This is a genomic window from Gynuella sunshinyii YC6258, from assembly GCF_000940805.1.
GTDB lineage: Bacteria > Pseudomonadota > Gammaproteobacteria > Pseudomonadales > Natronospirillaceae > Gynuella > Gynuella sunshinyii.
This window is the reverse complement of the sequence record NZ_CP007142.1, coordinates 4853619-4876784: the sequence shown is the minus strand read 5'-3', so window position 1 is coordinate 4876784 and position 23166 is coordinate 4853619. Positions and strand designations below refer to the sequence as shown.

The 23166-nt window shown below is 47.3% G+C and carries 22 protein-coding genes; 9 read left to right on the top strand and 13 right to left on the bottom strand.

Annotated elements, in window-relative coordinates:
* Genes YC6258_RS20435 through YC6258_RS20415 form a run of 5 tightly spaced genes read left to right on the top strand, consistent with a single transcriptional unit; the run spans position 1 to position 5234 of the window.
* Positions 1-1506: a sugar ABC transporter ATP-binding protein gene (locus YC6258_RS20435; protein WP_044618566.1), complete on the top strand. Its 1506-nt coding sequence runs from the start codon at positions 1-3 to the stop codon at positions 1504-1506.
* Positions 1503-2498 carry an ABC transporter permease gene (locus tag YC6258_RS20430; protein ID WP_044618565.1) on the top strand — a complete coding sequence of 332 codons (996 nt, stop codon included), beginning with the start codon at positions 1503-1505 and terminating at the stop codon, positions 2496-2498. The genes YC6258_RS20435 and YC6258_RS20430 overlap by 4 nt, the downstream gene beginning before the upstream one ends.
* Before the next feature lie 18 nt (positions 2499-2516).
* Complete coding sequence (locus YC6258_RS20425) at positions 2517-3509, top strand: ABC transporter permease (RefSeq protein WP_245626969.1); 993 nt, start codon at positions 2517-2519, stop codon at positions 3507-3509.
* 4 nt (positions 3510-3513) lie between these two features.
* Positions 3514-3840 (top strand): L-rhamnose mutarotase, encoded by a 327-nt coding sequence (locus YC6258_RS20420; RefSeq protein WP_044618563.1) that lies wholly within the window; start codon positions 3514-3516, stop codon positions 3838-3840.
* The gene (locus YC6258_RS20415) at positions 3837-5234 is read left to right on the top strand and encodes an FGGY-family carbohydrate kinase (RefSeq protein WP_044618562.1); all 1398 of its coding nucleotides are present in this window, start codon (positions 3837-3839) and stop codon (positions 5232-5234) included. Before YC6258_RS20420 ends, YC6258_RS20415 begins: the two co-directional genes overlap by 4 nt.
* Positions 5235-5294: 60 nt before the next feature.
* Here YC6258_RS20415 and YC6258_RS20410 read toward each other — a convergent pair whose 3' ends face one another.
* The 3 genes from YC6258_RS20410 to YC6258_RS20400 form a co-directional block, all read right to left on the bottom strand.
* Positions 5295-6017: a hypothetical protein gene (locus tag YC6258_RS20410; RefSeq protein ID WP_044618561.1), complete on the bottom strand. Its 723-nt coding sequence runs from the start codon at positions 6015-6017 to the stop codon at positions 5295-5297.
* Positions 6002-6547, bottom strand: a complete 546-nt coding sequence (locus tag YC6258_RS20405) for a sigma-70 family RNA polymerase sigma factor (protein ID WP_052830439.1) — start codon at positions 6545-6547, stop codon at positions 6002-6004. Before YC6258_RS20405 ends, YC6258_RS20410 begins: the two co-directional genes overlap by 16 nt.
* A gap of 366 nt (positions 6548-6913) precedes the next feature.
* A complete protein-coding gene (locus YC6258_RS20400) occupies positions 6914-7414 on the bottom strand; it encodes a GNAT family N-acetyltransferase (RefSeq protein WP_044618559.1) in 501 nt (166 codons plus the stop codon).
* A gap of 602 nt (positions 7415-8016) precedes the next feature.
* Here YC6258_RS20400 and YC6258_RS20395 point away from each other — a divergent pair.
* Both YC6258_RS20395 and YC6258_RS20390 read left to right on the top strand, forming a co-directional pair.
* A complete protein-coding gene (locus YC6258_RS20395) occupies positions 8017-8634 on the top strand; it encodes a substrate-binding periplasmic protein (protein ID WP_245626968.1) in 618 nt (205 codons plus the stop codon).
* Between the two features lie 521 nt (positions 8635-9155).
* Positions 9156-9395 carry a hypothetical protein gene (locus tag YC6258_RS20390; protein ID WP_044618557.1) on the top strand — a complete coding sequence of 80 codons (240 nt, stop codon included), beginning with the start codon at positions 9156-9158 and terminating at the stop codon, positions 9393-9395.
* 173 nt (positions 9396-9568) lie between these two features.
* Here the strand turns inward: YC6258_RS20390 and YC6258_RS20385 are convergent, their stop codons facing one another.
* The 4 genes from YC6258_RS20385 to YC6258_RS20365 form a co-directional block, all read right to left on the bottom strand.
* Entirely contained in the window at positions 9569-9967 is a 399-nt protein-coding gene (locus YC6258_RS20385) for a hypothetical protein (RefSeq protein WP_044618556.1), read from the bottom strand.
* Positions 9968-10789: 822 nt separating this feature from the next.
* Complete coding sequence (locus YC6258_RS20375) at positions 10790-11419, bottom strand: hypothetical protein (protein WP_044618554.1); 630 nt, start codon at positions 11417-11419, stop codon at positions 10790-10792.
* 227 nt (positions 11420-11646) lie between these two features.
* Entirely contained in the window at positions 11647-11949 is a 303-nt protein-coding gene (locus tag YC6258_RS20370; protein WP_044618553.1) for a hypothetical protein, read from the bottom strand.
* A 236-nt stretch (positions 11950-12185) separates the two neighbouring features.
* Entirely contained in the window at positions 12186-12728 is a 543-nt protein-coding gene (locus YC6258_RS20365; RefSeq protein WP_044618552.1) for a YcbK family protein, read from the bottom strand.
* Between the two features lie 261 nt (positions 12729-12989).
* On the opposite strand from YC6258_RS20365, the gene YC6258_RS20360 reads away from it, so the two are divergent.
* Positions 12990-13805 carry a mechanosensitive ion channel family protein gene (locus tag YC6258_RS20360; protein ID WP_044618551.1) on the top strand — a complete coding sequence of 272 codons (816 nt, stop codon included), beginning with the start codon at positions 12990-12992 and terminating at the stop codon, positions 13803-13805.
* A gap of 31 nt (positions 13806-13836) precedes the next feature.
* Here YC6258_RS20360 and ppnP read toward each other — a convergent pair whose 3' ends face one another.
* The 4 genes from ppnP to YC6258_RS20340 all read right to left on the bottom strand — a co-directional run bounded on the left by ppnP (position 13837) and on the right by YC6258_RS20340 (position 17176).
* A complete protein-coding gene (ppnP, locus tag YC6258_RS20355; RefSeq protein WP_044618550.1) occupies positions 13837-14118 on the bottom strand; it encodes a pyrimidine/purine nucleoside phosphorylase in 282 nt (93 codons plus the stop codon).
* 91 nt (positions 14119-14209) lie between these two features.
* Positions 14210-15319 (bottom strand): FAD-dependent oxidoreductase, encoded by a 1110-nt coding sequence (locus YC6258_RS20350; RefSeq protein ID WP_044618549.1) that lies wholly within the window; start codon positions 15317-15319, stop codon positions 14210-14212.
* Positions 15320-15420: 101 nt separating this feature from the next.
* Positions 15421-15993 (bottom strand): YceI family protein, encoded by a 573-nt coding sequence (locus tag YC6258_RS20345; RefSeq protein ID WP_169749001.1) that lies wholly within the window; start codon positions 15991-15993, stop codon positions 15421-15423.
* Between the two features lie 496 nt (positions 15994-16489).
* Positions 16490-17176 carry a hypothetical protein gene (locus YC6258_RS20340; protein ID WP_044618548.1) on the bottom strand — a complete coding sequence of 229 codons (687 nt, stop codon included), beginning with the start codon at positions 17174-17176 and terminating at the stop codon, positions 16490-16492.
* 1559 nt (positions 17177-18735) lie between these two features.
* On the opposite strand from YC6258_RS20340, the gene YC6258_RS20330 reads away from it, so the two are divergent.
* Complete coding sequence (locus tag YC6258_RS20330; RefSeq protein WP_044618546.1) at positions 18736-19824, top strand: acyltransferase family protein; 1089 nt, start codon at positions 18736-18738, stop codon at positions 19822-19824.
* Between the two features lie 471 nt (positions 19825-20295).
* Here YC6258_RS20330 and YC6258_RS20325 read toward each other — a convergent pair whose 3' ends face one another.
* Both YC6258_RS20325 and YC6258_RS20320 read right to left on the bottom strand, forming a co-directional pair.
* Entirely contained in the window at positions 20296-22008 is a 1713-nt protein-coding gene (locus tag YC6258_RS20325) for a sugar phosphorylase (protein ID WP_044618545.1), read from the bottom strand.
* 2 nt (positions 22009-22010) lie between these two features.
* The gene (locus tag YC6258_RS20320) at positions 22011-23159 is read right to left on the bottom strand and encodes a glycerate kinase (protein WP_044618544.1); all 1149 of its coding nucleotides are present in this window, start codon (positions 23157-23159) and stop codon (positions 22011-22013) included.
* Between the last annotated feature and the right edge of the window lie 7 nt (positions 23160-23166).

Sequence of the window (23166 nt, the reverse complement as noted above, 5' to 3'; positions counted from 1 at the left end):
ATGCAACGAGATCAGGCAGTTTTGTCACTGCGGAATCTCACCAAAACTTTTCCGGGGGTCAAAGCCCTGGATGGTGTCAAACTGGATTTATATCCTGGTGAGGTGACCGCGCTGGTCGGTGAAAACGGTGCCGGCAAGTCCACTCTGGTGAAAACCATTACCGGAATTTATCAACCTGATGGCGGCGATATCTACGTTTGCGGTCAACCGGTTGTGATCCAAACACCCGAACAGGCCCGGCAACTGGGCATTACAGTGATTCATCAGGAAACCGTGTTGTTTGATGAATTAAGTGTCGCTGAAAATATTTTTGCCGGAAATTATCTGACCAAGGGTCTGCTGAAACGCCTGGACTGGCCGCAGATGTATCAGCGTAGTGGTGAAATTCTGGCCCAGATCGATGCGCCGATTGATCCGCAAACGCCACTTAAAGAACTGAGTATCGCCCAGAAACATATGGTGGCTATTGCCCGGGCTTTGTCCGTGGATGCCCGAGTGGTGATTCTGGATGAGCCCACGGCCGCGTTGTCTTATCACGAAATTGAAGAGCTGTATCGCATCATTGAACGCCTGAAGCAATCTTCCAAGGCGGTCATGTTTATCACCCATAAATTCGATGAAATTTTTGCTGTGGCTGATCGTTATGTGGTTTACCGTGACGGTAGTTTTGTGGGTGAAGGGTTGATCAGCAATGTCCGTGAGGAAGAACTGGTGGAAATGATGGTGGCCCGCAGTATCAAAGATACTTATCCCAAGCAAACCGTCGATATTGGTGCCCCGGTCATGGAGGTGGAAAATTTCTGTCATCCAAGTGAATTTACCAATATCAGTTTCGACGTTCATGCCGGAGAAATTCTTGGTTTCTACGGACTGGTCGGCTCGGGTCGTACCGAAGTCATGCAGGCTTTATATGGCCTTTCCAAAGCCGCTACCGGGCGGATTATGATTGACGGCAGCCAAACCCGGTTTCATTCACCCGCAGAAGCCATAGCGGCCGGACTGGTATATGTGCCGGAAGAACGGCAGCAGCAGGGAGTGGTATTGAATTTGCCGATTTTTCAGAATATCAGTCTGCCGCAGTTGAGTCGTTTGAACCGTTGGGGCTTTTTGAATGAGCAGTCTGAATATGAACTGGCCCGGGAATATGGTGAGCGCTTAAATGTTAAAGCCGCGAGCTGGAGTCAGGAGGTGGGTAATCTTTCCGGCGGCAATCAGCAAAAGGTGGTGATCGGCAAATGGCTGGCCACTCAGCCGAAAGTCATCATCCTCGATGAACCGACCAAGGGTATCGACATCGCTTCCAAGGCAGCGGTGCATCGGTTTATGTCTGAACTGGTTGCCGAAGGACTGGCGGTGATCATGGTCAGTTCTGAATTACCTGAAATTCTCGGTATGGCGGACCGGATAATTGTCATGCATGAAGGTGTCATGGTGAAACATTTTCACCGAAGTGAAGCAAACGCACAGAAAATTGTCAGCGCCGCAACGGGAGGGAAAGCCGCATGAAACCGTTATCGCTGATACGTCGTCGTGAAAGCTTTCTGGGAGTCGTTATCCTGGTATTGATTCTGGCAGTAGGGTTGATTACCCCAGAGTTTTTATCCGCCGGAAGCTTGCTCGGAGCCTTTAATGATACGTCTATTCTGATCATTCTGGCATTGGGGCAAATGCTGGTGATCGTCACCCGCTGCATTGATTTGTCCGTTGCTGCCAATGTGGCCCTGACGGGCATGGTGGTTGCCATGCTGAATGCCAGTTATCCGTTTATTGCCGTACCGTGGCTGTTGCTGCTGGCAATGACTTTGGGGGCATTACTGGGAATGATCAACGGCTTGTTGGTCTGGCGTTTGGGAGTCCCGGCAATTGTCGTGACTCTGGGCACCATGAGTATTTATCGGGGGGCTGTATTTCTGCTCTCTCATGGAGCCTGGGTGAATGCCCATCAGATGAGTGCCGGATTTATTGAGTTTCCACGCACTACCATCGCGTGGTTGCCAGTGATGAGTTGGATTGCGCTGACGGTGGTGCTGGTGTTTTTCCTGCTCACCCGCTATTGGCGCTTCGGGCGTGATTTTTTCAGTGCCGGCGGTAATCCCACCGCGGCGTTTTATACCGGTATCGATGTTGGCTGGGTGCAGTTTCGGGCTTTTGTCATCTCCGGTCTGCTGGCCGGGCTGTGTGGTTACCTGTGGGTGTCCCGTTATGCGGTTGCCTATGTCGATGTGGCCAACGGCTTTGAGCTTCAGGTCGTCGCGGCCTGTGTGATTGGGGGAGTCAGTATTATGGGAGGAATCGGAACTGTTGTCGGTTGTGTACTTGGGGCTCTGTTTCTTGGGGTTATCAATAATGCCTTGCCCGTCATAGGCGTGTCACCGTTCTGGCAGATGGCCATATCCGGTGCTGTGATTATTGTCGCCGTGATCGCCAACTCCAGAGCTGAGCGTCGTAAAGGCCGGGTGATTTTACGGACTCCAACCTTAAACATGGCCAGAGGATAATCAGATATGGACCAGGTTATGAAACATCATCCCGTCCCCGACAGTTTGTCTACACCGGTACGTCGTTATCTGTTTCGTTGGGAAATTTTCCTGCTATTGGTCATTGCCATGGTATTTATCCTGAACAGCCTGGCATCGCCTTACTTTCTTGATCCGTGGAATCTGTCGGATGCCACGTTTAATTTTACTGAAAAAGCGTTGATCGCACTGCCCATGGCCATGTTGATCATCTGTCGCGAAATTGACCTGTCGGTGGCATCGACGATGGCGCTGGCATCGGTCTGTATGGGGCTGGCGGCACAGGCCGGGTTTGGCACCGAAACGCTGGTTGGTATTGCGTTGCTGGTTGGCCTGCTTTGCGGTTTGTTTAATGGCTTGGTCGTTACCGGGTTCGGTATTCCATCGATCGTTGTCACCATTGGCACGATGAGTCTTTATCGGGGTATCACCTATGTCATTCTGGGAGACAGCGCGTTTACAGAATATCCGGACGGTTTTGAATACTTTGGTCAGGGCTATGTGGTCTGGGTGTTTTCGTTTGAATTTATCCTGTTTTTGGGACTGGCGCTGGTATTTTATGTGTTGCTGCATCATACCAACTTTGGGCGTCGCACCTATGCGATTGGTCATAATCCAGTGGCGGCACTCTACTCCGGCATACAGGTGAATCGTCACAAAGTGATCCTGTTTATGCTGGTCGGCATGTTATCAGGTCTGGCGTCTATTTTGCTGACGTCGCGACTGGGCAGTACCCGCCCTTCCATCGCCATTGGCTGGGAGCTGAGCATTGTGACCATGGTCGTACTGGGCGGTGTCAGTATTGCAGGTGGGGCTGGCAGCATGACCGGGGTGGTGCTCGCGGTGTTGCTGATGGGACTGGTCACTTTCGGTTTGGGCTTGTTGAATGTACCCGGCATAGTGATGACCATTATTATTGGTGCCATGTTAATCAGTGTGATCAGTGTTCCGGTCGTATTGAATAAACTGAAACAGCGTCGAAAGGTGAGGTAAAGCGATGAAATTTGCTTCAGTAATGCAGCTGTTTCCCGGCTGCGAAGCCGAATATCGCCGCCGCCATGACGAACTCTGGCCGGAGCTGGCTGAACACCTGGACCAGTGCGGTATTTCAGATTATTACATCTTTCTGGAGCCTGACAGCTTGCAGTTGTTTGCGATTTTTGAAGCGGGCGATGATTTTGATCCGGAGCGTGTTCGCAGTCACCCGGTCATGCAACGCTGGTGGAACCACATGGCGGACATTATGGAAACCCTGCCAGATTCCAATGAACCCCTGGCCAGACCGCTGACAGAAATGTTTTATCTGGCCGGGAGTTGCACATGAAAACTGCGGTCATTGCTGTCTTTGATATCGGTAAAACCCATATCAAACTGTCTGCCGTGGACCTTCAGACCGGGATGCTTTTGGCCTTACAACGGTCCACCAATATTGTCCGCCAGGATGGTCTTTACCCACATGTGGACAGTGACGCTATCTGGGCCTGGTTGAAAATCATGCTAACGACTCTGGCGGCGCGGTTTGACATTCGATCCATTGCCGTGACGACCCATGGTGCCACTATTGCCTGTGTGGACGATACCGGCCTGGTACTGCCGATTGCCGATTATGAATACGATGGCTTTGCGCAGACCCGCTCCTTGTACCGGCCATTAAGACCGGCGTTTGAACAGAGTTATAGCCCGGAGCTATCAGCCGGACTCAACCTTGGCGCACAATTATTCTGGCAGCAGCACTGTTTTCCCGAGCAGTTTGCACGTGTGACTGCGTTGCTGACGTATCCCCAGTACTGGGGCTGGCGTTTGACCGGTGTAAAGGCATCAGAAAGAACGTCACTGGGTTGTCATACTGATCTTTGGGCTCCGGACAAAGATGATTTTTCGACCCTGGTAGATCAGCAAAACTGGCGGAAGTTATTTCCACCCGTGCGGGCCGCCGGCGAGTCTCTGGGGACAATCCTGCCGGAACTGGCACGGGAATTGGGATTGGCTGAAGATTGTATTGTGGTTAATGGAATTCATGACAGCAACGCATCGTTGGTGCCGCATCTGCTGAGTCGATCAGCGCCGTTTGGTGTTATTTCCAGCGGCACCTGGACGATAATTACCGCTGTTGGCGCGTCACTGTCCGGTTTAAATGAACAATTGGATATGCTGGCCAATGTCTCTGTGTTTGCTCAACCGGTCCCCTCGATTCGATTTATGGGAGGGCGGGAATGGCAGCAGCTGGCTACGGATCAACCGGCCACACAGGATGATTTGCAGGCAGTGCTGGCGCAGCAGGTATATGCGATCCCAGCATTTTCGAACCAGGGTGGGCCTTTTCAACATCACCAGGGCTATATTTGCGGACCGTATGAGCAATTGACTGCCGCGCAAAAGACTGCATTGGCGACTCTGTATGTGGCGTTGATGAGCGATGAATGTCTGACGTTGCAACAGCAGCGCGGAGACCTGATTATCGAAGGGGCGTTTGCCGGTAACGAGTTGTACCTGTGGATACTGGCGACATTACGCCCTCAACAGGCGGTCTTTTTCAGTCGGGATGAAACCGGCACAACCGTCGGTATGGCCATGCTGGCCTATCAGCAGAATCCCTGGCGGATCAACTACCAACAGGTGGCCATGCATCAAGAATTGTATAGCCAGTTACAAACATATCGGCATCAATGGCGGCAACGCTGTGAGGGCCTGAGTGACAGGCGAGTGTCCGCAAATTAAGTAATGCCTGTCGGCTTCCGATATTCTGCCGCGACAATGACAGGAGGCATATTTCCCATATCAGCCTGACTGGGCGATTTGTACGCAGGGGCCTCTGAATATCTGACCCTGACTGGGGTCATTACCCGTTGCGATGATCAGCTCAGAACTGTTTTTAAGTGCGGCCCACTGGGATTTCTCCATCAACATCGGCCGGGAAATATCACCGATGCGGCCAAGATTGGTGATGGCACCACTGTCTTTATCAATGGCGAACAGTGTCAGTCCTTCAATATTGGTCCTTGGGGTCCGGTCGTTCCATTCAAATTGTAGACGTGAAGGTTGCTGACCGTTACTAAGATAAGCGCTGATCAGCAGTTCCGGATTGGCATCAGCATCGTCGGAATCCATCAGGGCAATATAATCTGCGCCGACCTGGATTTCAGCAGGTTTGATATATAACAACGTTGCCACCAGAACTACCAGTACCGCAGTAGTGAGTTGCCAGATGGAAAATAATCCGGACCAGCGCTGGGTAGGTGATGGTGACGGCTGAGAAGGTGCAGGATCGATTTGCGCAGAGAGATTTTTCCATACCTGTTCGGGAGCTTTTTTAGGGGGAATGGTATCTGCCAGACCCGTCAATACCTGTTGCCATTTATATACTTCTGCCAGCAGTTCAGTATCTTCCTGCATTAGCCGTTCAAAGCGCCTGCGTACCCGTGCTGATTGGGAGCCCAGAACGTATTGACTGGCCAGATGACGGCGAACAACCGGGTGTTGGTACCTCAAACTTTCATGCATTTACGCAACTCCAATAACCCTCTTCGAACCCATGCTTTCAGCGTGCCCAGCGGTGCATCCATGTATTGGGTCAACTCACTATGACTCAAGCCATATACGTAAGACAGAATCAGTGCTTTTTGAGTATCCTGCTTGATTCTTTTCAGACACCGGTTCAGGTCTGATACGTCCACCAGATCAGGATGATCGGCTTCAAGAGTATTCAATATGCTGTCGAATTCTTCCAGATCCACCTCAATAGAGCGCTGTTTTTTGCGAACCCGGTCCAGCGCGGTATTGCGGGCAATCTGGCATAACCATCCCCAGGCACTGCCGAGATCCGCCCGGTAGTGATCGGTATGGCGCCATACTTTCAGGTAAGTTTCCTGCAGCGCATCGGCAGCCTCATCCTGGTCGGACACAATTCTCAGTATCAGAGCATACAAGCGAGAGCTTGTTGCACGATACAGCTTTTCAAATGCCGGTCTGTGGTTGAGTTGAATCTGTCCAAGCAGAAACTCCACATTCCGTTCTATGTCCAGTGTGCTCAAAGTGAGGCTCTCCATTATCGGCGCATTTCTTTCCGAAAGAGGGTGGATAGTGACCGGTGCTACCATAGTGATATCTGTCCTGCATTGCCAGTATTAACATATTGCTGGCCGTAGATTCCTGTATATCAATTCCGGCGGCCAAAGAAGAGCCAAAATTATGGGGCTGGTGTTACAGCAGGAACAACCCGACAAATGTCAGGAATTTATCCCATGAGTTGCGTAGAGTGTGCGTGCTTGGTGATTTGAACACCGTGCCATCCTCATAACAAGCACGGTGAGAACGCCGGCGTCATATAGTTTACTAGCGGAGACGGGGCTGGTGTGTTGATCATTTCATTGACTGTATCAGTACTTATCGGTTGTTTGCTACAAAGGTGAACAATGATCAGACAGATTAGATTCAATAAACTGACGGATGCTCAGATAATAAATCCTGCAGCTGTCTCCATTAATACCATAACCATCTTCCATGCGCTGCCATCCAAATTTTTCATAAAAACCGTCATGATCTGTAGTGAGGTAAAGTTTTTCGTAACCCAATGACCCGACAATTTCCCTTGCATGAATAAATATCATGTCAGACAGCCGGTTGCCTCTGTAATCCGGTTCAATATAAAGGCTGCACAACCACGGGTAAATATCATGGCGGCTGATAAAATCATTGATAATGAGTCCGTAACAACCAATGATGGTTTGATCGCACAGCAACACATAAAACTGCGGGATAGATGTGGCCGTTGCGTCGGAGTGAGATATGGCATCCACATAATACGGATAATTTTGGGCCGTTCCCCATTGCGTATGAATATAATCAATCGCCTTGGTTAACCCACCTTGAAACTCATGAACATTCACTAACGTAAACACGAATTATTCCTTATTAGAGTTTAAAACCCTGCGAACACATTGCAGGATTTGTTGAGAGGTTAGTATTGTAAGGAGCCTCTGAAAAATAGGAATAGTTTTGATGCAGGCGAGGAAGCGCCACTCGCAACACCACAGTTTACTGACGTAAATGAGGATGTGAGACTGGAGCTGACAACGTCCTATGCGAAAATAGGCCGATTTTTAGAGGTCCCGTAAGTTAATCCCACGAAATCTATCTGTAAAATAGGGACAGATATTTACCAGCCTGATCCGGAATACCTGAGATTGACGCTAAAGTAAATCACTCAGTAGACGAAACTTATAAGCTCGGCAAGTATACAAGCCGGATTAATAGTATACGTTTTTTCCATTCAGGATTTTTCCATCGTTAAGTACATAAATTGTTCGATCAACTCTATCAAATTCATTTTATTAGCTATTCTTATAATTACCTTGTTTGAAAAAAATAGAGTGAATCTATGAAATCAATACGTATATCCGTAATGGCATTTGGACTACTTTTTTTAGCCTTACCGAGTGTCTCTTATAGTGAAACCGTTTATCTGACTTCTTTGGAATGGCCGCCTTATTCAGGGAACAGTTTGCCGAATCAAGGTGCTTCGACTGCGGTGGTCAAGGCCGCGTTTGAAGCGATGGGTCATACACTGGTGGTGGATTTCTACCCCTGGAGCAGGGCCGTGGCAGAGGTCAAAGACAGTGGTAAATACGCAGGGTATTTCCCTGAGTATTATTACGATTCAGATGAATTTGTTTTTTCTGATTCAACGGGTAAAGGCCCGTTGGGTTTTGTGGAAGCCAAAGCAAAACCAATCAGCTGGAGTACCTTAAAAGACTTAACACCGTATACCATTGGTGTGGTCCAGGATTATGTTAATACCGAAGAGCTGGATAACATGATTGCCAAAGGTGAACTCAAATCATCAACGGTGACATCAGACAGCCAGAATATTCTCAAAGTTTCCACCGGTCGGGTTGATCTTGCGGTCATTGACAGCAATGTCTTGAAATATCTCCAGAGTAATGACCCAAAACTTAAATCCGCCGCAGGCAGTGTTCAGATGAACAGCAAATTACTCATTGAAAAAGATCTGTTTGTTGCATTTAAGAACGATGCTAACGGTCGCAAGTGGCAGGGTATTCTGAACGAAGGGCTGAAGAAGATAGATATCCAGGCCATTATGCATCAGTACATTCAATAATAACGCACCGGCAGGATAACGTTCGTTCATCAGGTTGATGAGTTATCGTGACAATCAGACGAAACGGGATAATTCGTCTGGTTGTCAGAACATTGGGAATAGGTTGAACAAATATCAAACAAAACTTTCTCAACCGGATAAAGTTCTGGTGATAAGCGCGAGTGTCTCGGGTAGAGGGTTGGTGGAGTCGGGGCATGAGTGAACGGCCAAACACGCAACGAAGGGTCAAAAACTCAAAGTTGCTCTCGCTCTGGTAAATCACGTACCATATCCGCGCGCTGGCAAAATCCAGCGCCGGGATTGGAACCCCGCAAGCTACATAGAGGCATTAAAGACGCGCCCGGCGTCTTTTTTGTGCCTGCGCATCCGCGCACCTGACCATTTTGTATGGCAGGTCGGCGGGCCAGCTTCGGCTGGGCCGCGTCTATGTAGGCGGTAGTTCCAACCCGTTCGACCTGCCCCCAGAATATGAATCCCTGTGAGGGGGCAAACGCCAGACAATCACAGAGGAGTCATATTGTATGACAACAGAATCCACTCCCAATTCCTGCAATGCGGCAGGTAACCCTCAATTGGAACTGATCAAACGGGACCTCTGCGCCACCATAACCATGGTGAACGGCGGTCAGGCCATAGCGCTCATGCTTGCTGAATCCGATGATGAAAATGCCGCCAGTATTGCCAGAATGGCATCCGGTTTCCTGGAACATCTGAGCCTGAAAATGGACGGTATCCACGCAGCATTAAGCGATATTAAATAAGCGCCTGGTGAAGTGGTTGTAAAGGGTGGCCATCAGCTAAGGTAAGAAAAAAGCCTGGTGTGAGCATCTGCTGTTAAACCTGATGACCAATGCCGATCGCCGGGCTCATGGTATCCAGGGGTTGAGGTATCGGGGTGAGTGATGGTGAGTGGAGGGCAGAGCTGGCTGTCGCTTCAGCTCAGAACCTCTATGTCATGTGATTTCAAATTTAAGCGCTTGGTAACTACATTGTTGTTGTCGGTACAAACATTAAAACGCACATGAACGACATCATCTATTGCATTCTGGTAAACCCCCTCAGTCCATTCAGTTGAATCAGGCTCATCAAAAAGATATACGATCTCAGCGGTTCTGATATTGTAAATGACAATCCCACAGCCAGCGATTACAACATATTCTCCATCAAGCGTTATGATGGCGGAATCAGGTTCGCCATAAATCCACGCGATATTTTCGTCTGATTCCTCATAATCAGTTTGGCTTTTACAGATGGTTTTATCTTTCAAATATACATAGTCTGCGTGAGAGTAAACCTTGTGAGTAGGAGATTCTGCTAAATACCTGAGTTCCATAGAATGACCCTGTGTTGCATCGCGTCCTGAACTGAAAATATATGGTTAAATGGCGTGTTATGAGTAGGGCCACTTTGGATTGTTTCCATCATCATATAAGTTGCCGATACATATCCGGCTTAGGCAACCAAACTCGAACTGTAATTCTACCCAGTTTTCTTCATATGTGACGGATAAAAACGAACCATAATCTTCGATTTTTCCAGGTTCTTTCAGAAATTGGTCAACGAACATCTACTTGTTACGTTTTGCCTTTTTGATCAATCTAAACTCGTGAGGGAATAAGTATAAGCCTCCCCACAAGCAACCGTGTTGATAGCTAACACTTATTTGAGTGTTGTCATTTACTAAATCTTCTATTTCGAAGTCATTTCCCAGCATCTCCATGGTAGGTTCTCTTTCTTCCTCGGAAAGAATCCTTCTTATATTTTCACGAATCACAAGGACTTTAACCGTATCCCCGATGTCCACTTGATTGCCGTCGATATCCTGCATAATTTTCGAAACTCAATGTCTGTAAAAAAATATACGTGTCAACGAGCCATAATGCCTACAATTATTATTAACTCTGGCCAAATTTTGAAAGGTGCTCTTGCGCTTTTTCAAAGTAATTTTATTCGCCAAAAATGATAACGAATAAATATCCTTTATATTTTTTCTAAAAACAGAGGGTTTTGTGCTCTCTTTTTTTAGTGAGTATTTCGGTGTTGGAAGGAAAAAAATGCCTAAGTACAATGCTTTACTCATGATGATAATTAGTACTTTACTAAGGGACATCCGAAACAGTGTGTAGAGTGTCCCTTAGTAAATTTGATCAATTTGTCAGGCGCTGCTTGGGGCGGTGCTGATACCACCGATAATATGGCCCCGCCAGAGGAGCCAGGCAGCAACATAAGCCCATACGCCGAAGATGCGTTCGACCAGCGTTACAAAGGATGTATCGCTCGGTGCAGCACCATATGTTGCTTCAAGTAGACTACCAACCCCAAAAACTGCACCGACTCCGACGACGACGTGGCCAACCACGATGACTAGAACAGGCCCTGCGGCAGCAAGCAAACCGACCGCACCCACGACTTTGAGTTCCCGTTGCCGATGAAGAAACGCAACGGACCAAAAGAGAACGGCCAGCAATAAAAATGCCGAATAGAGTAAAAGATAGCGTCCAATAAGATGCGGGTCGACGCCAAGCGATACCTGAACTTTGGTTGTCACCGCAATACAGAAAAAAATGAAACCTGCACGGTTTAAAGGCTTGCGTATGCCCATCTCATCTGAAAATGACCAGACAGCAAATGCAGCAATCGCTAGCGTGATTATGCGCAATGGTGCGAGTGACATAGACGTATGGGACAGCACTAACGTCATGAAAGCACCCACCACTAGAGTAACTGCTCCAACCCTGGCATTGAGCGTTTGTGCCCGGCTGGTTAAGAGAGATAATGCACTCATAATTCCTCCAATGTGGTAGAAGTGCCTGACAGTTTTCAACATTTCATCATAATCTGTTCAGTAGACGTTTTTGCCTATGGTGAGTTGTCCCGGAGAACCGGAGCCACTCTAATGGTCATCATGCTTCCTGTGCTAAAAGCTGTCAATTCATGGGTTGGAAATACCTACTCTTTTTCTTAACTTGGCAGATGTCCGTCTCGGTGAGGGTTGGTGGATAGATTTTGCAACTAAGTACAATCTATGCCGGCGTAGCAAATATATGAGAGTGTTATATAGAACCAGATAAACATCGCCAGACCGGATTGGAATAGCATTAATAATAGTTTTGAAGGCCAGTCCAGTCGTTTACTGCCTGTCCACCATAGATATACGACGATTAAAATGATGGGACATTGAATCAGCCAGTACACGGTTTCATCGAGTTCTCCCGTTTTTATGTGGCCGTCTTTGCGTCGGGCTAAATAGTCGGTTCCATTGAGGACGATGATTGAAGACAGTAGTAGTAACCAGCCAATAAGGATTTTTTTCATGAATTCCGGGTCCTTTTTGCTGTTCGGTTATGTGCTTTAATCTTAATGCAGAAGAGTATGAATGAATCATCAAAGATGATCAGTATGATCGATTTGATTTACCAGGCCATTTATCTGATGACCGGTATTGATCCGCACATTATAGCTCTATCGATCTGTGGAGGCGTAGAGAGAAAGAACGAGAACAATCTGCCATTTTCCCTGACACAACCGCAGATCATACTCTTACTGTCTGTCTACCCCCAGTGTCGAACCCCGGCAGTATCAATATGTACAAAGCGGCTGCTGAGATAACGACCGACACCACCCTGGCGGTAGCTGCAACATACGTCAAACAGTTCCTGTGTATCCACTTTAGGAATGCGAAAATCCACCGCCTGACCGAAGGTGTGCTGGCTGACTTTGGCCACGCCGTCACTGTTTTTCTGCAGCCATTGATTGGTCGCCTGACTGCGATAACCAGAGATAATCTGGATCGGCTTCTGCTGGCCATAACGTTGTTGCAGGGAGAACAGCAGGTGGTAAAGCTTAGGATCCATACCGCCCACTTCGTTGCGACGATGATCTCTAAGCAACCAGGCAAGCCGGTCAAGTCCATCGGCAAGGTAGTAACCCTGATCGTAAAACAGTACCCGATCAGTTTCACCGGTGTGCAGGTTGGTTATAAAAATTTCCTGAGTGTTCGTGTGCGCCTGAGCGAACAACCGGGGAGCAATCAGGCTGGTACCGGCTATTAATCCAAGTTTTAAAAGGTTTCGTCGGGTTACTACAGAATTCATGGAGTCCACTATTAAAAAACGTCAGGTTGTTGGCAGATACGGTTGAATTGTATCTGCCGTGTTGTGATTTTCGCCGGTAGTAAACAGCCGGCCGAGTCTAACAGTCCATTTGTGCTTTGTTGCAAAAAAATGTCATTGAATTGTTAATCTATATTGATATTCTGACCATTGTTACTGGGAGTTTTTAAAGCGCATAACCGGCATATTATGTTCGCATCAGAACAATAAATCTGTTGACCCATTCTCGTGAGGAGTAATTGAATGAATTTTGATATGGAACAAATTTGGAATACGTATATCCTGCCTTGGGGTACCAATATTGCACTGGCGATTCTGGTGTTTATTATCGGTCGCATTCTGGTGGGCGTGGTGATGGCCGGGCTGGTCCGGATGATGAAAGTTGGTAAGCTGGATCAGATTCTGATTAATTTTATGTCAACGGTTTGCCATTCAGCATTAATATTGCTGGTCATTATTGTATCGTTGTCTCAGTTGGGTGTGGATACCACCTCTCTGGTTGCCTTGTTGGGTGCTGCCGGCCTGGCCATTGGCCTGGCACTGAAAGATTCTTTAGGGCATTTTGCTGCTGGTGTTATGTTGATTTTATTTCGCCCGTTTAAGGTGGGTGATTTTGTCGAAGTGGCAGGTGTTGCCGGTTCGGTTTCTGAGATTACTATTTTCAGCACGCGATTGAAAACACCGGATTCGAAAATGGTAACTGTACCGAACGCCTCTGTGTTTGGTAATACCATGATCAATTATTCCTATGAACTCACTCGTCGGGTGGATATGGTTGTGGGTATTTCCTACGGTAGTGATTTGCTGAAGGCCAAGAGAATTCTGGAAGAGATTTTGACGAATCATGAAAAGGTATTAAAAGATCCTGCCTATACCGTGGCAGTTTTGGAGCTGGCAGATTCATCGGTGAATCTGGTGGTTCGGCCGTGGGTGTTGTCGGCGGATTACTGGGCGGTTCGGTTTGAGCTGACGGAAACGATCAAGCTTAAATTCGATGAACACGGCATTGGTATTCCATTCCCGCAAATGGATGTGCATATCAATCAGGTGGCCCAGTGATGGTGAAAAAAGGCTCCTTCCGGAGCCTTTTTTATTCGTAGGTACAAAAGTATGCGGTTTCTTCATTGACCTTGAGTTGGAAAACCTTGTTCGCATCAACCATAAACTTGGCGCCGTTGGTATAGGTGCCCCATTCCTCGGTATCTGGCAGTTTGACCAGCAGTTCGCCACTGACAACGGTGATGGTTTCTTTTTTGCTGGTGGAAAACTCATATTCTCCGACTGCCATCACGCCGATGGTCGCGGGTAATGTTCGGGTCTGTAGTGAAATGGATTTTACGTTTCCATCAAAATAGCTGTTTACTTCAAGCATAAAGACTCCTCAGGTGGGGTATTAGATGACGCCGGTATACGAACGGCGTGGCAAGCTTAGCAGGTTGTTGAAAATCATGGAATTTCAACGATCAGCCGGCGTTGAACCGGGCCATGAAATGCCGGTCTATTTGGTCTTTCCAGCGCCATACCCAATGACCGGAAACGGTGAGGCCGAATTTACAACCAATGGCGTAGTGATCGCCCATTGCCAGCAGGCTCAGAAAGTCACGCTGTGGCTGATAGGGTTTCAGGGCGTGAGTGCCCTGACAGGCGGCCTGCAAGTTATGAAACAGGATATCAGCTTCTCTGACAGCATAGACTCCGGCTTTGGGTAATGGCTCTGACTGGAAGTGGGCACAGTCACCGGCGGCAAACAGGTTTCCGGCGGTGGTAGTCTGCAGGTAGTTGTTAACGGTAATAAAGCCACGTTGGTCAGTGGCCAGGCCAGATTGTCTGAACCAGTTGGCCGCAGCGGCCTGAGTGCAGAGAAAAATATGTTCGTATGAGTATTTTTGTCCGCTGCAGCTAAGACCGTCCGCATGAATTTCATCCACATTCATATTGGTAAGCACTTCGATACCATGAAGTGCCAGTCGTTCTTTGCTTAATCGCCGGGCCTTGCGTGGATATTCTGAGAGGATGTCCCCGGCACGGGTGATCAGGCTGAGCTGGGTTCCCCAGGGTTTGAGAGCATGGGCCATGGCCAATGCCACTTCTACGCTACCGGCACCACCACCGATAATGGCAATGCGTTGATTGGGCTGTTGCCTGATCTCTGTTTGCAGACGTTGCCAGTGTTGCAGAAATTCAGCAATCGGCTTCACGGGTGTGGCATGTTGCTGGCTGCCGGGAATTTCGGGATTGGGTGTAGAGCCGACATTGATTGAGGCGATGTCATATTGATGTTGCTGACCATCGGCCAGATAAATGCACTGGCGCAAGTGATCGATGGCGGTTACGGGTTGTTGAATAAACTCGATATTGGCTTCGTGGGCCAATTGTTGCAGGTCGATATGGGTCTGGGAAAATGTGTAGTAACCGGCCAGCAACCCCGGAAGCATACCTGAATAGGGACTATGGGAATGAGGTGAAATCAATGTGATCTGTACATTGTCGATAGGGTGTGCCATCCAATGTTTTAACACCAGTGCGTGGGTATGTCCGCCTCCCACCAAGATCAGGTTCAGGTTGTTGCTCATGTCAAATCCTGCCAAATGATTCAGCGACAATCATGCGTATATTTTCAGGATCAGGGAAGGGGCAAGATGTTTGGGCAGGCTGACCTGCCCAATAAGGTGGTTTATTGTTCAAATACCAGTGTGACGGAAACCGGGACCATCTGAGCAATGCTGTTGAGTTTGGCAATGTCTTTGAGCTGATTAATCCCGCCATCCAGACCAAAGTCTGCAGCGTTCAGTAATACCGGCTCGACCGAGCTGACCTGGATGGTCTTGCCGGTTTTCAATACCGCGAGTTTCAGAGAAATCGTCTTTTCCATGCCATGCAGTGACAATTGAGCGTCCATCGTCTTGATGGTGACGGTTCCTTCCGGGTAGTCGCTTAGATTAACAGTTTGCTGGATGCTGGCCAGCGGGAACGTTGTCGTTTGAAACAGGATTTCCCGGAGTCTTTCATTACGAATGTCGATGCCAGTCTGTACGCTGTCCAGGGCGATGTTGACGGTCACTTCTCCAGTGGCAGAGATACTGCCGTTACTCGGTTTCAATGTATGGTTTTCAACCACTGCGCCGTTTTTGGTACTTTGAAATGAAATAGTGGAAAGCTCCTTATCGAGCGTCCATGATTCTGCTGCAAACGTGGTGGTGCTGATCAGCAGGCCTGTTGCCAGGCATAATTTGTTTATTAAATTCACTCCATATTCTCCATAATGAATTGATGATATCTGCACGTTTATTTGTCTGGCTGACAATAATTCCCGCATGGTGCACAAGGTCTTTGCTGAAAGTGAAGATTGCGGATGTTTGTTATAAGTGGGTTTCGGTAATGCCGATGTATCCACATCCTCTCAACAGCCGGTCATTATAGGGAAATGTCAGGCGGTAATAACTGATGCGATGGTGCAGGTTGTGTATTTTGTGATCGATTGCCGTTTTAAAAACTAATGAGATGGTTGAAATGTTCAGGCTGTATGCAGCATGGAAGCTGCATTCGAGTTTACAGGGATATATTTGCGACAACGTGTATTCTTATTTCTTTCCCAGTAGCAAGTATAGGAAGGGTGTAAATCCAATAAAAATTACTTCGATAACCACCCGGGGAATAAATTGAGCCACTATTAAAATGTCTGAGGTCATACATTTGTATGACCCCAAATTGTGGAATGATTTCTTTTCAAATTACCCTAGTAACTAAGGATCCAGTTTGATGCGGAAGTCTGCCTGATTTCCCCATACCGGGCGATATCTGCAATGCGTGGCCGGTGTTGCCCATGACAATAGCGCCCTCGCTTTCAGGGTTTGTCCTTTTTGTATCTGGCGTTGCAGTTTCTCATTACCCTGAATCACCACACCATAATACCAGTAGGGCGAATTACCGTATTGTTCATCGTGTACATGTACCGAGGCGGTATCCACCAGCTCCATGCCGCTGCCGTAATCGACACAGATGGTGACCCATTCATTAGAGCCGGCACCAATAGCCGGATAACCGGAAAAGCCAAAGCGCTGACGGACAGAAACGGAGCATACAAACTCTTCCCGTTGGGGATGGTAAGCGCAGGATTCCAGGCCTTCATAGCGGGTATTGCCGGTATTAATGATGACCTGTTTATATGGATATTTGGATACTATTTCATCGAGATATCCATCTTTGATCGTGGTCATTGGACAGCCGTAATTTTCAATCAGATAGCTATTGAGTTTATCTGTATTGTCAAATTCCAGCGCCAGTTTATCCAGCTCATCGTGGTCGGGCGTGATCGAGCAGTTTTGCAGTTGATAATTCTCTTCGGCAATAGACAGCGCTGAGGCTTGTGAGACCATAAACGCAGAAAGGGTTAGCGGGATCAAGTATTTGAGTGCTTTAAAAATCTCCATAATTGTGTCTTCCATTAATGTGTTAATTGTTATTGATTTACTTCCAGGTACATCATTGTCCAGACAACCAGTTTGGACGGAAGAAACTCTAAAGGTATGATTGATTTCAGGCAAAGAAGTGTTTTTCATATTTTGAACGGGTGTTATGCAAAGATATTCTTATGTTTTTTTGTTTCTGTAATTTTGCAGTTGTTAAGGTTTAAAAAATGATTTCCATGTTAATAAATGTGTTTTTTTGTGGGTGTTTTTTAGATTTGTTTTTGTCATTGAAAAATAAGTTCCGGTCCATTGATAAAGGATTTTTACGGCTTGTATTTACAAAAAAACCGGACACGTATGCTCACAGTTTTATTTTCGTCACCCTGTTGCTCGTGACGATTGGTTAAAGTTGATGTTTTGTATGATTGGTCAGACATGGTTTACCAATCCCGGCATATTGGATTATTGCTGACCAAGACAAAGAGTAATAAGGCCACAGTGTGGAAACCCGGTAAACGAGTGGCGGGCGAAATATGGCTATACCAATAGGAGCGGGTGAGTATAGGGAACCTGAAAAATGGCCTGTTTTCGCGCAGGACGTTGTCAGCTCCGTCCGAAGGTGGCACCCTCTCTCATCCTCATTTGCACCAATAAACTGCGGTGTTGCGAGCGGTTTACTGGCTTGCATCAAAACTATTCCTATTTTTTCAGAGGCCCCATAGCATTAATGCAAGATGATACCTTGTAACAAAGAAAGGTCTGGGATAATTTGGGCTGTGTCAGTTGTCTCATTGAGGCTTGAACAGTTAGCAGAGAAAAATATGAATCGGTGTCCTTATTGCAAAGAAGAAACAATCAGTACTTGGCAAAAGTTTAAAGCCAGTGACTTATATCCTGCCATATGCTCGTCTTGCGGTCAGGGTTCGCGCATGTCTGTAAGTTTGAACACTATTGAAGGAATAGCTGGAACAATGTTATTTCCAGCCGTCTGTATCTTACTCAATCATACAAAAATCATGGCTAATGGTGTTCGTGTTTTTCTCGGTCATGGCATTAAGTTCTATTTTAAAGTTAGCCTATCTACCAATGATTGCTGTAAATGAAAGGGCAGTTGCCAAAAAGTATTGGTTTGCTTTCGGCGCATTGGTTATGCTTTTTGTATGGCTTGTATACGATGGGTTTATTAGGTAAAAGTGCTAGAGCCTATTCAAACGCAGTTCGCCGAGCCTGTTATTGGCTAAAAAGGCCGCAGCCAAGTGATGCGGTATTCTGACGGTTAACGTGAAGCTTAGTCATGCTAAGCGAATGTTGGACAACGCAGAGTGTGGTCTTTTTAGTTATGACCCTTGGTACTCCAAGGGTATTAAGGTTGAGGCCGGTTTCACTCTTCTCGGCGTTGTTCGTCGTTCATTTAGGCCGCTATTATCGTTCCTTGCGCCTGGATTTGGGTCTTAGCTGGCTGATGAAATTAGTGTGAACAGGCCATGGTGTAGCAGGCAGTATTGCTCTATTCCGGTGTTGGATCTTGTTAAGCTATTCTGCTATTGACGATTTTACACGCAAAATACGAGGGAGATATTATGAAGCGTTTAGAGTTGCTGGATTATGGAAGATTTTTCGCTGCACTCATGGTTGTTGCATTTCACTATACTTTTAACGGCATTGTGAATGGAAAGATTAATTCAATTAACCATATTCCTTCAGTCATTGAAGTCACTAAATATGGCTACCTGGGGGTTGAGTTATTCTTCATGATCAGTGGTTACGTTATATTCTTTTCTGCCAAAAACAGAACAGCAGCCATGTTTGCAGAAAGTCGCGCTATCAGGCTTTATCCCGCATATTGGTTTGCAATACTGTTTACCTCTTTCTTCGCGCTTCAATGGGGAGGAGATTTAATGTCAGTATACCCAGGCCAGATAGTTGCCAATTTCACCATGGTGCAATCGCTGGTGGGTATAGATAACGTTGATGGTGTCTACTGGACATTGGTTTACGAAATTTCATTCTATTTTGCTGTGTTCATATTATTGTTCTTTGGTCTTCAAAAACATCTCGAAACCATTTTTGTTTATTGGCCTTTTTTGTTTTGTATCGCGCTTGTCTTCGGTCTTCAATCAAAACCATATTTAGGTGGCTATTATTACTATTTCGCTGCAGGAGCTCTTTTTGCTTCAATCGCGAACAGGTTTAATCGCAAAGCTGTTGTCAGTCTCATGGTCACCTATGCATTTTGTATCAATTTTTCTGCTGGTAAAGCTGCTCATTTGAGCGATGTGAAAGGGGTCGAGTATTCAGGCTTGGTTATTGCGCTTATTGTGACATCCTTTTTCGCTATTTTTATATATCAAAACTCAAAAAATGGGCGTCTGGTAAGTCTTCCAATGTCACGAATAGCTGGAGCTCTTACTTATCCTGTTTACCTGATTCATGCTCATTTTGGATATATGTTTATAAATCGATTTGCGACAGAAGAAAATAAAATAGTTATTTATGCCGTCACTGTCTCTATCGTGTTAATAGCTGCGCTATCCCTCCATCTGATTGTCGAGAAGCATTTTCATTTCGTATGGAAGAAGTTGTTTTACTATACAGTCAGTTGCCCTATAAACTACTTTCAGAGATTTCAAAAAAAATTCCAGGTGCGATATCAAAACCCTATGAGTTAAGCCTCTCGCGAGCCAGGGTCTGTTTATCGTGGTGGTGCTAAAACTGCCAGTGGTGCCTGCCGAACCGCTTAAGAGTAACCAGTTGTTGTGGTGGAATATGCCATGAGGTATACAGGAATCGCGGCGCAGTAGAGCCTTTATTTGTCCACTGAAAGGCTTTCAAGGAATCTTTAGCCGTTTTGAGAAACTGGATGTTGTATTTCTGTTTTTTTTAACGTTTTGCTATTACTAACCAGCTGGTTTAAATGAATACACCTGAAATCAAACACGCCGTGAAAACATCCCTGTTGGCTCGACAGCAGCATCCATGCTGCTGACGGTCTGATGTCAGGTGTATTCATTACTTCTATTCTTATTAGTAACTATCCATTTGAAATAAATATAGAGCGATGTGATGACATTCGTTGATTGGCCGCTGTTTATGGCAGCAGCCGTTCCCGCTTTCTTAGCGTTACTTGCTGAATTACCACATCACCATACTTTACGATGCTGAATCTCATTTGGGGATTTAATCCATTGACAGCCATAAGCTTCCAGCCGGGTATGAAAGTCGACCCGTTTACCGGAAATCATGTCGCGGCCAACAAAATCAACGGTGAGTTCAATGACATCATTGGACAGATTGCATAAACACAATACGTGCCCTCCAGTCTGGGAGTTGTAGCGTTCTACCGCAAAGATCCGTGGATCCATCAGCAGGATTTTCTGATCGGCCTGTGGTGCCAGGGCTGACATCCGTTTGCGTTTTTGTATCAGCTGGGTGATGCCTTTGAAGATCTGGCTGCGGATGCCGTCGGGATTGCTCAATTCTTCTTTCAGGGTTTGGGCGCTCAGTTTGCTGCGGTTGATCCGGCGGTTAATACCGGTGTTCTCTACTGCTTTGACATCATTGGTGGTACCAAACAGGCTGTGTATGTAGATTGCTGGAACGCCGGCCAGACTGAGTAGAATAAAATGTGCAGTAATGAGTTTCTGGGCTTTCTGTTGCTCAGTTTCACCTTCCAGTCCAAGAGCATCAAAATAGGTGATGTTCAGTTCGTAGGGGCTGCGGGTACCGTCACCGTTATCACGATAAGAAACCCGGCCATTCTGCTCAATACAGTGATCCACCAGGGCATTGATTTGCTCCTGATTAAGTAGCCCTTCTGCCGGGCGCATACCGATGCCGTCGTGAGAGGCGAGGAAGTTGAAAAAGGTGGTGGCCTTGGAAATAGGGGCCAGGCTGCCAGCCCAACGACTCAGAACATCAGAATTACGGGTCAGAAACGAATGCATGACCAGTGGTGGCAGCGGAAACTGGTAGACCATTTTGGCTTCGTTGTAGCCGTTACCAAAGTAACTGATGTTGTCCTTGTGAGGGACATTGGTTTCGGTGATCAGAATAGTACCGGGCGCAATGTTATCCATTACCACACGCATAAGCTGAATGGCCGCATGGGTTTCTGGTAGATGCATGCAGGAGGTACCGAGTTGTTTCCATAGGAAACCGATGGCGTCCAGACGGATAAAACGGGCGCCCTGTTCGGCATAGAGGCAGAGCACATCAAGAATGGCCAGCATGACTTTGGGGTTGCGGTAGTTCAGGTCAATCTGATCATCACTGAAGGTGGTCCACAGGTGTTTGATGCCGTTGCTGGTATCCACCGGTGTCAGTAATGGCAGTGCCCGTGGTCGGGTGACACTGGAATAATCCTGTTTCGGATCGGCTTCGATAAAGAAATCCTGATAATCCGGATCTCCGGCCACATAGCGACGAAACCAGTAACTCCAACGTGAAATATGGTTGATGACGGCATCGAACATCAGGTCATATTCACTGGCCAGCACGGCAATATCATCCCAGTCACCCAGTTCCGGGTTGATCTGTTTGTAGTCGGCGACTGAGAAGCCATCGTCAGAGGTGTACGGAAAACATGGCAGGATGTGCACCGAGTTGATGGTGTCACCCAGAAATTCAGTTAAAAAATAATACAGCGTTCGCAGCGGTTTCTGACCTTCCCGCAATAATGTATCGCCGTAAGTGATCAATACGGCATCGCGTTGATTGACCCAGCGTTGCGTGGGCAAATGACGAGCCTGATAGCTGACGATGAGATTGATAATTGCCTGGCAGACTTCTTCTGCTCGGTTGGGGTACAGCAGCTTGACCAGTGGATGAAGCTGTTCGGCCAAGGGATTACGCATAATTATGATTTTCCTGTGTCGTGTGCCAGAGTCCACCAGCGGGCGAGATTCCTGGCGCAGTTGATCATGTTGGTTTTGCCATCCTGCATGGCTTTTTCAAGAGTCTGGACGGCCTGGGTGATACCGAACACCGCAGTAAAACCAGCATCATAAAGCGGTTCGAGGTTGTTGGTAATGGAACCGGCCACGGCGATAACCGGAATATTGGCGGCAACCGCTCTTCGTAATACCCCTTGTGGGGTTTTACCCATGAGTGATTGGTAATCCAGACTGCCTTCACCAGTCACGACCAGATCGCAGTCGCTGATTTTCCGGTCAAACTCCATCAGATCCAGAATCAGATCGATACCGGCTTTGAATTCGGCGTTTAAGACACTGAGCAATGCTGTACCGGCACCTCCGGCAGCACCGGTTCCCGGCAGGTGACGAATTTGCCGGCCGATTGTCTGTTCCAGAACCGTCACGTAGCGTTCCAGCGCCTGATCCAGCATGACAACCTGTTCAGGCGTGGCACCTTTTTGTGGGCCAAATACAGCACTTGCACCGTTTTGACCCAGTAGCGGATTGGTGACATCGCTGGCCACCTGGATGTGAATGTCGTGAATTCTCGGATCGAGGGTGGACAGGTCGATGCGGGCCAGATCGCGTAAATGAATTCCACCGGGAGGTAGTTGTTGATCATTTTTGTCCAGCAGCTGAACACCCAGGGCCTGTAATAAACCCGCACCACCATCGTTGGTGGCACTGCCGCCGAGACCAATGACCAGTTCTTTTATTCCCTGATCCAGGGCATAACGGATCAGTTCTCCGGTGCCATAACTGGTGGCCAGAAGAGGATTGCGCTCATCCCGTTTGAGCAGATCCAGGCCGCTGGCTGCAGCTATTTCAATCACGGCATTATGTCTGTTGTTCCAGAGGCCGATGAAACCATTGACCTCCTGATCCAGCGGGCCACGAACTTTTTTATGCTGAATAACGCCATTGACTGCATTGCAGATGGCCACAGTGGTGCCTTCTCCGCCGTCGGCCAGTGGCAAAAAAATAAATTCATCCTGACTGCGCTGGCTTAGCCAGCCTTCGGCAAAGGTGGCACAGGCTTCGCCGGCGGTCATACTTTCTTTGAATGAATCGGGGGCAATCGCTATTTTCATGGTCAGA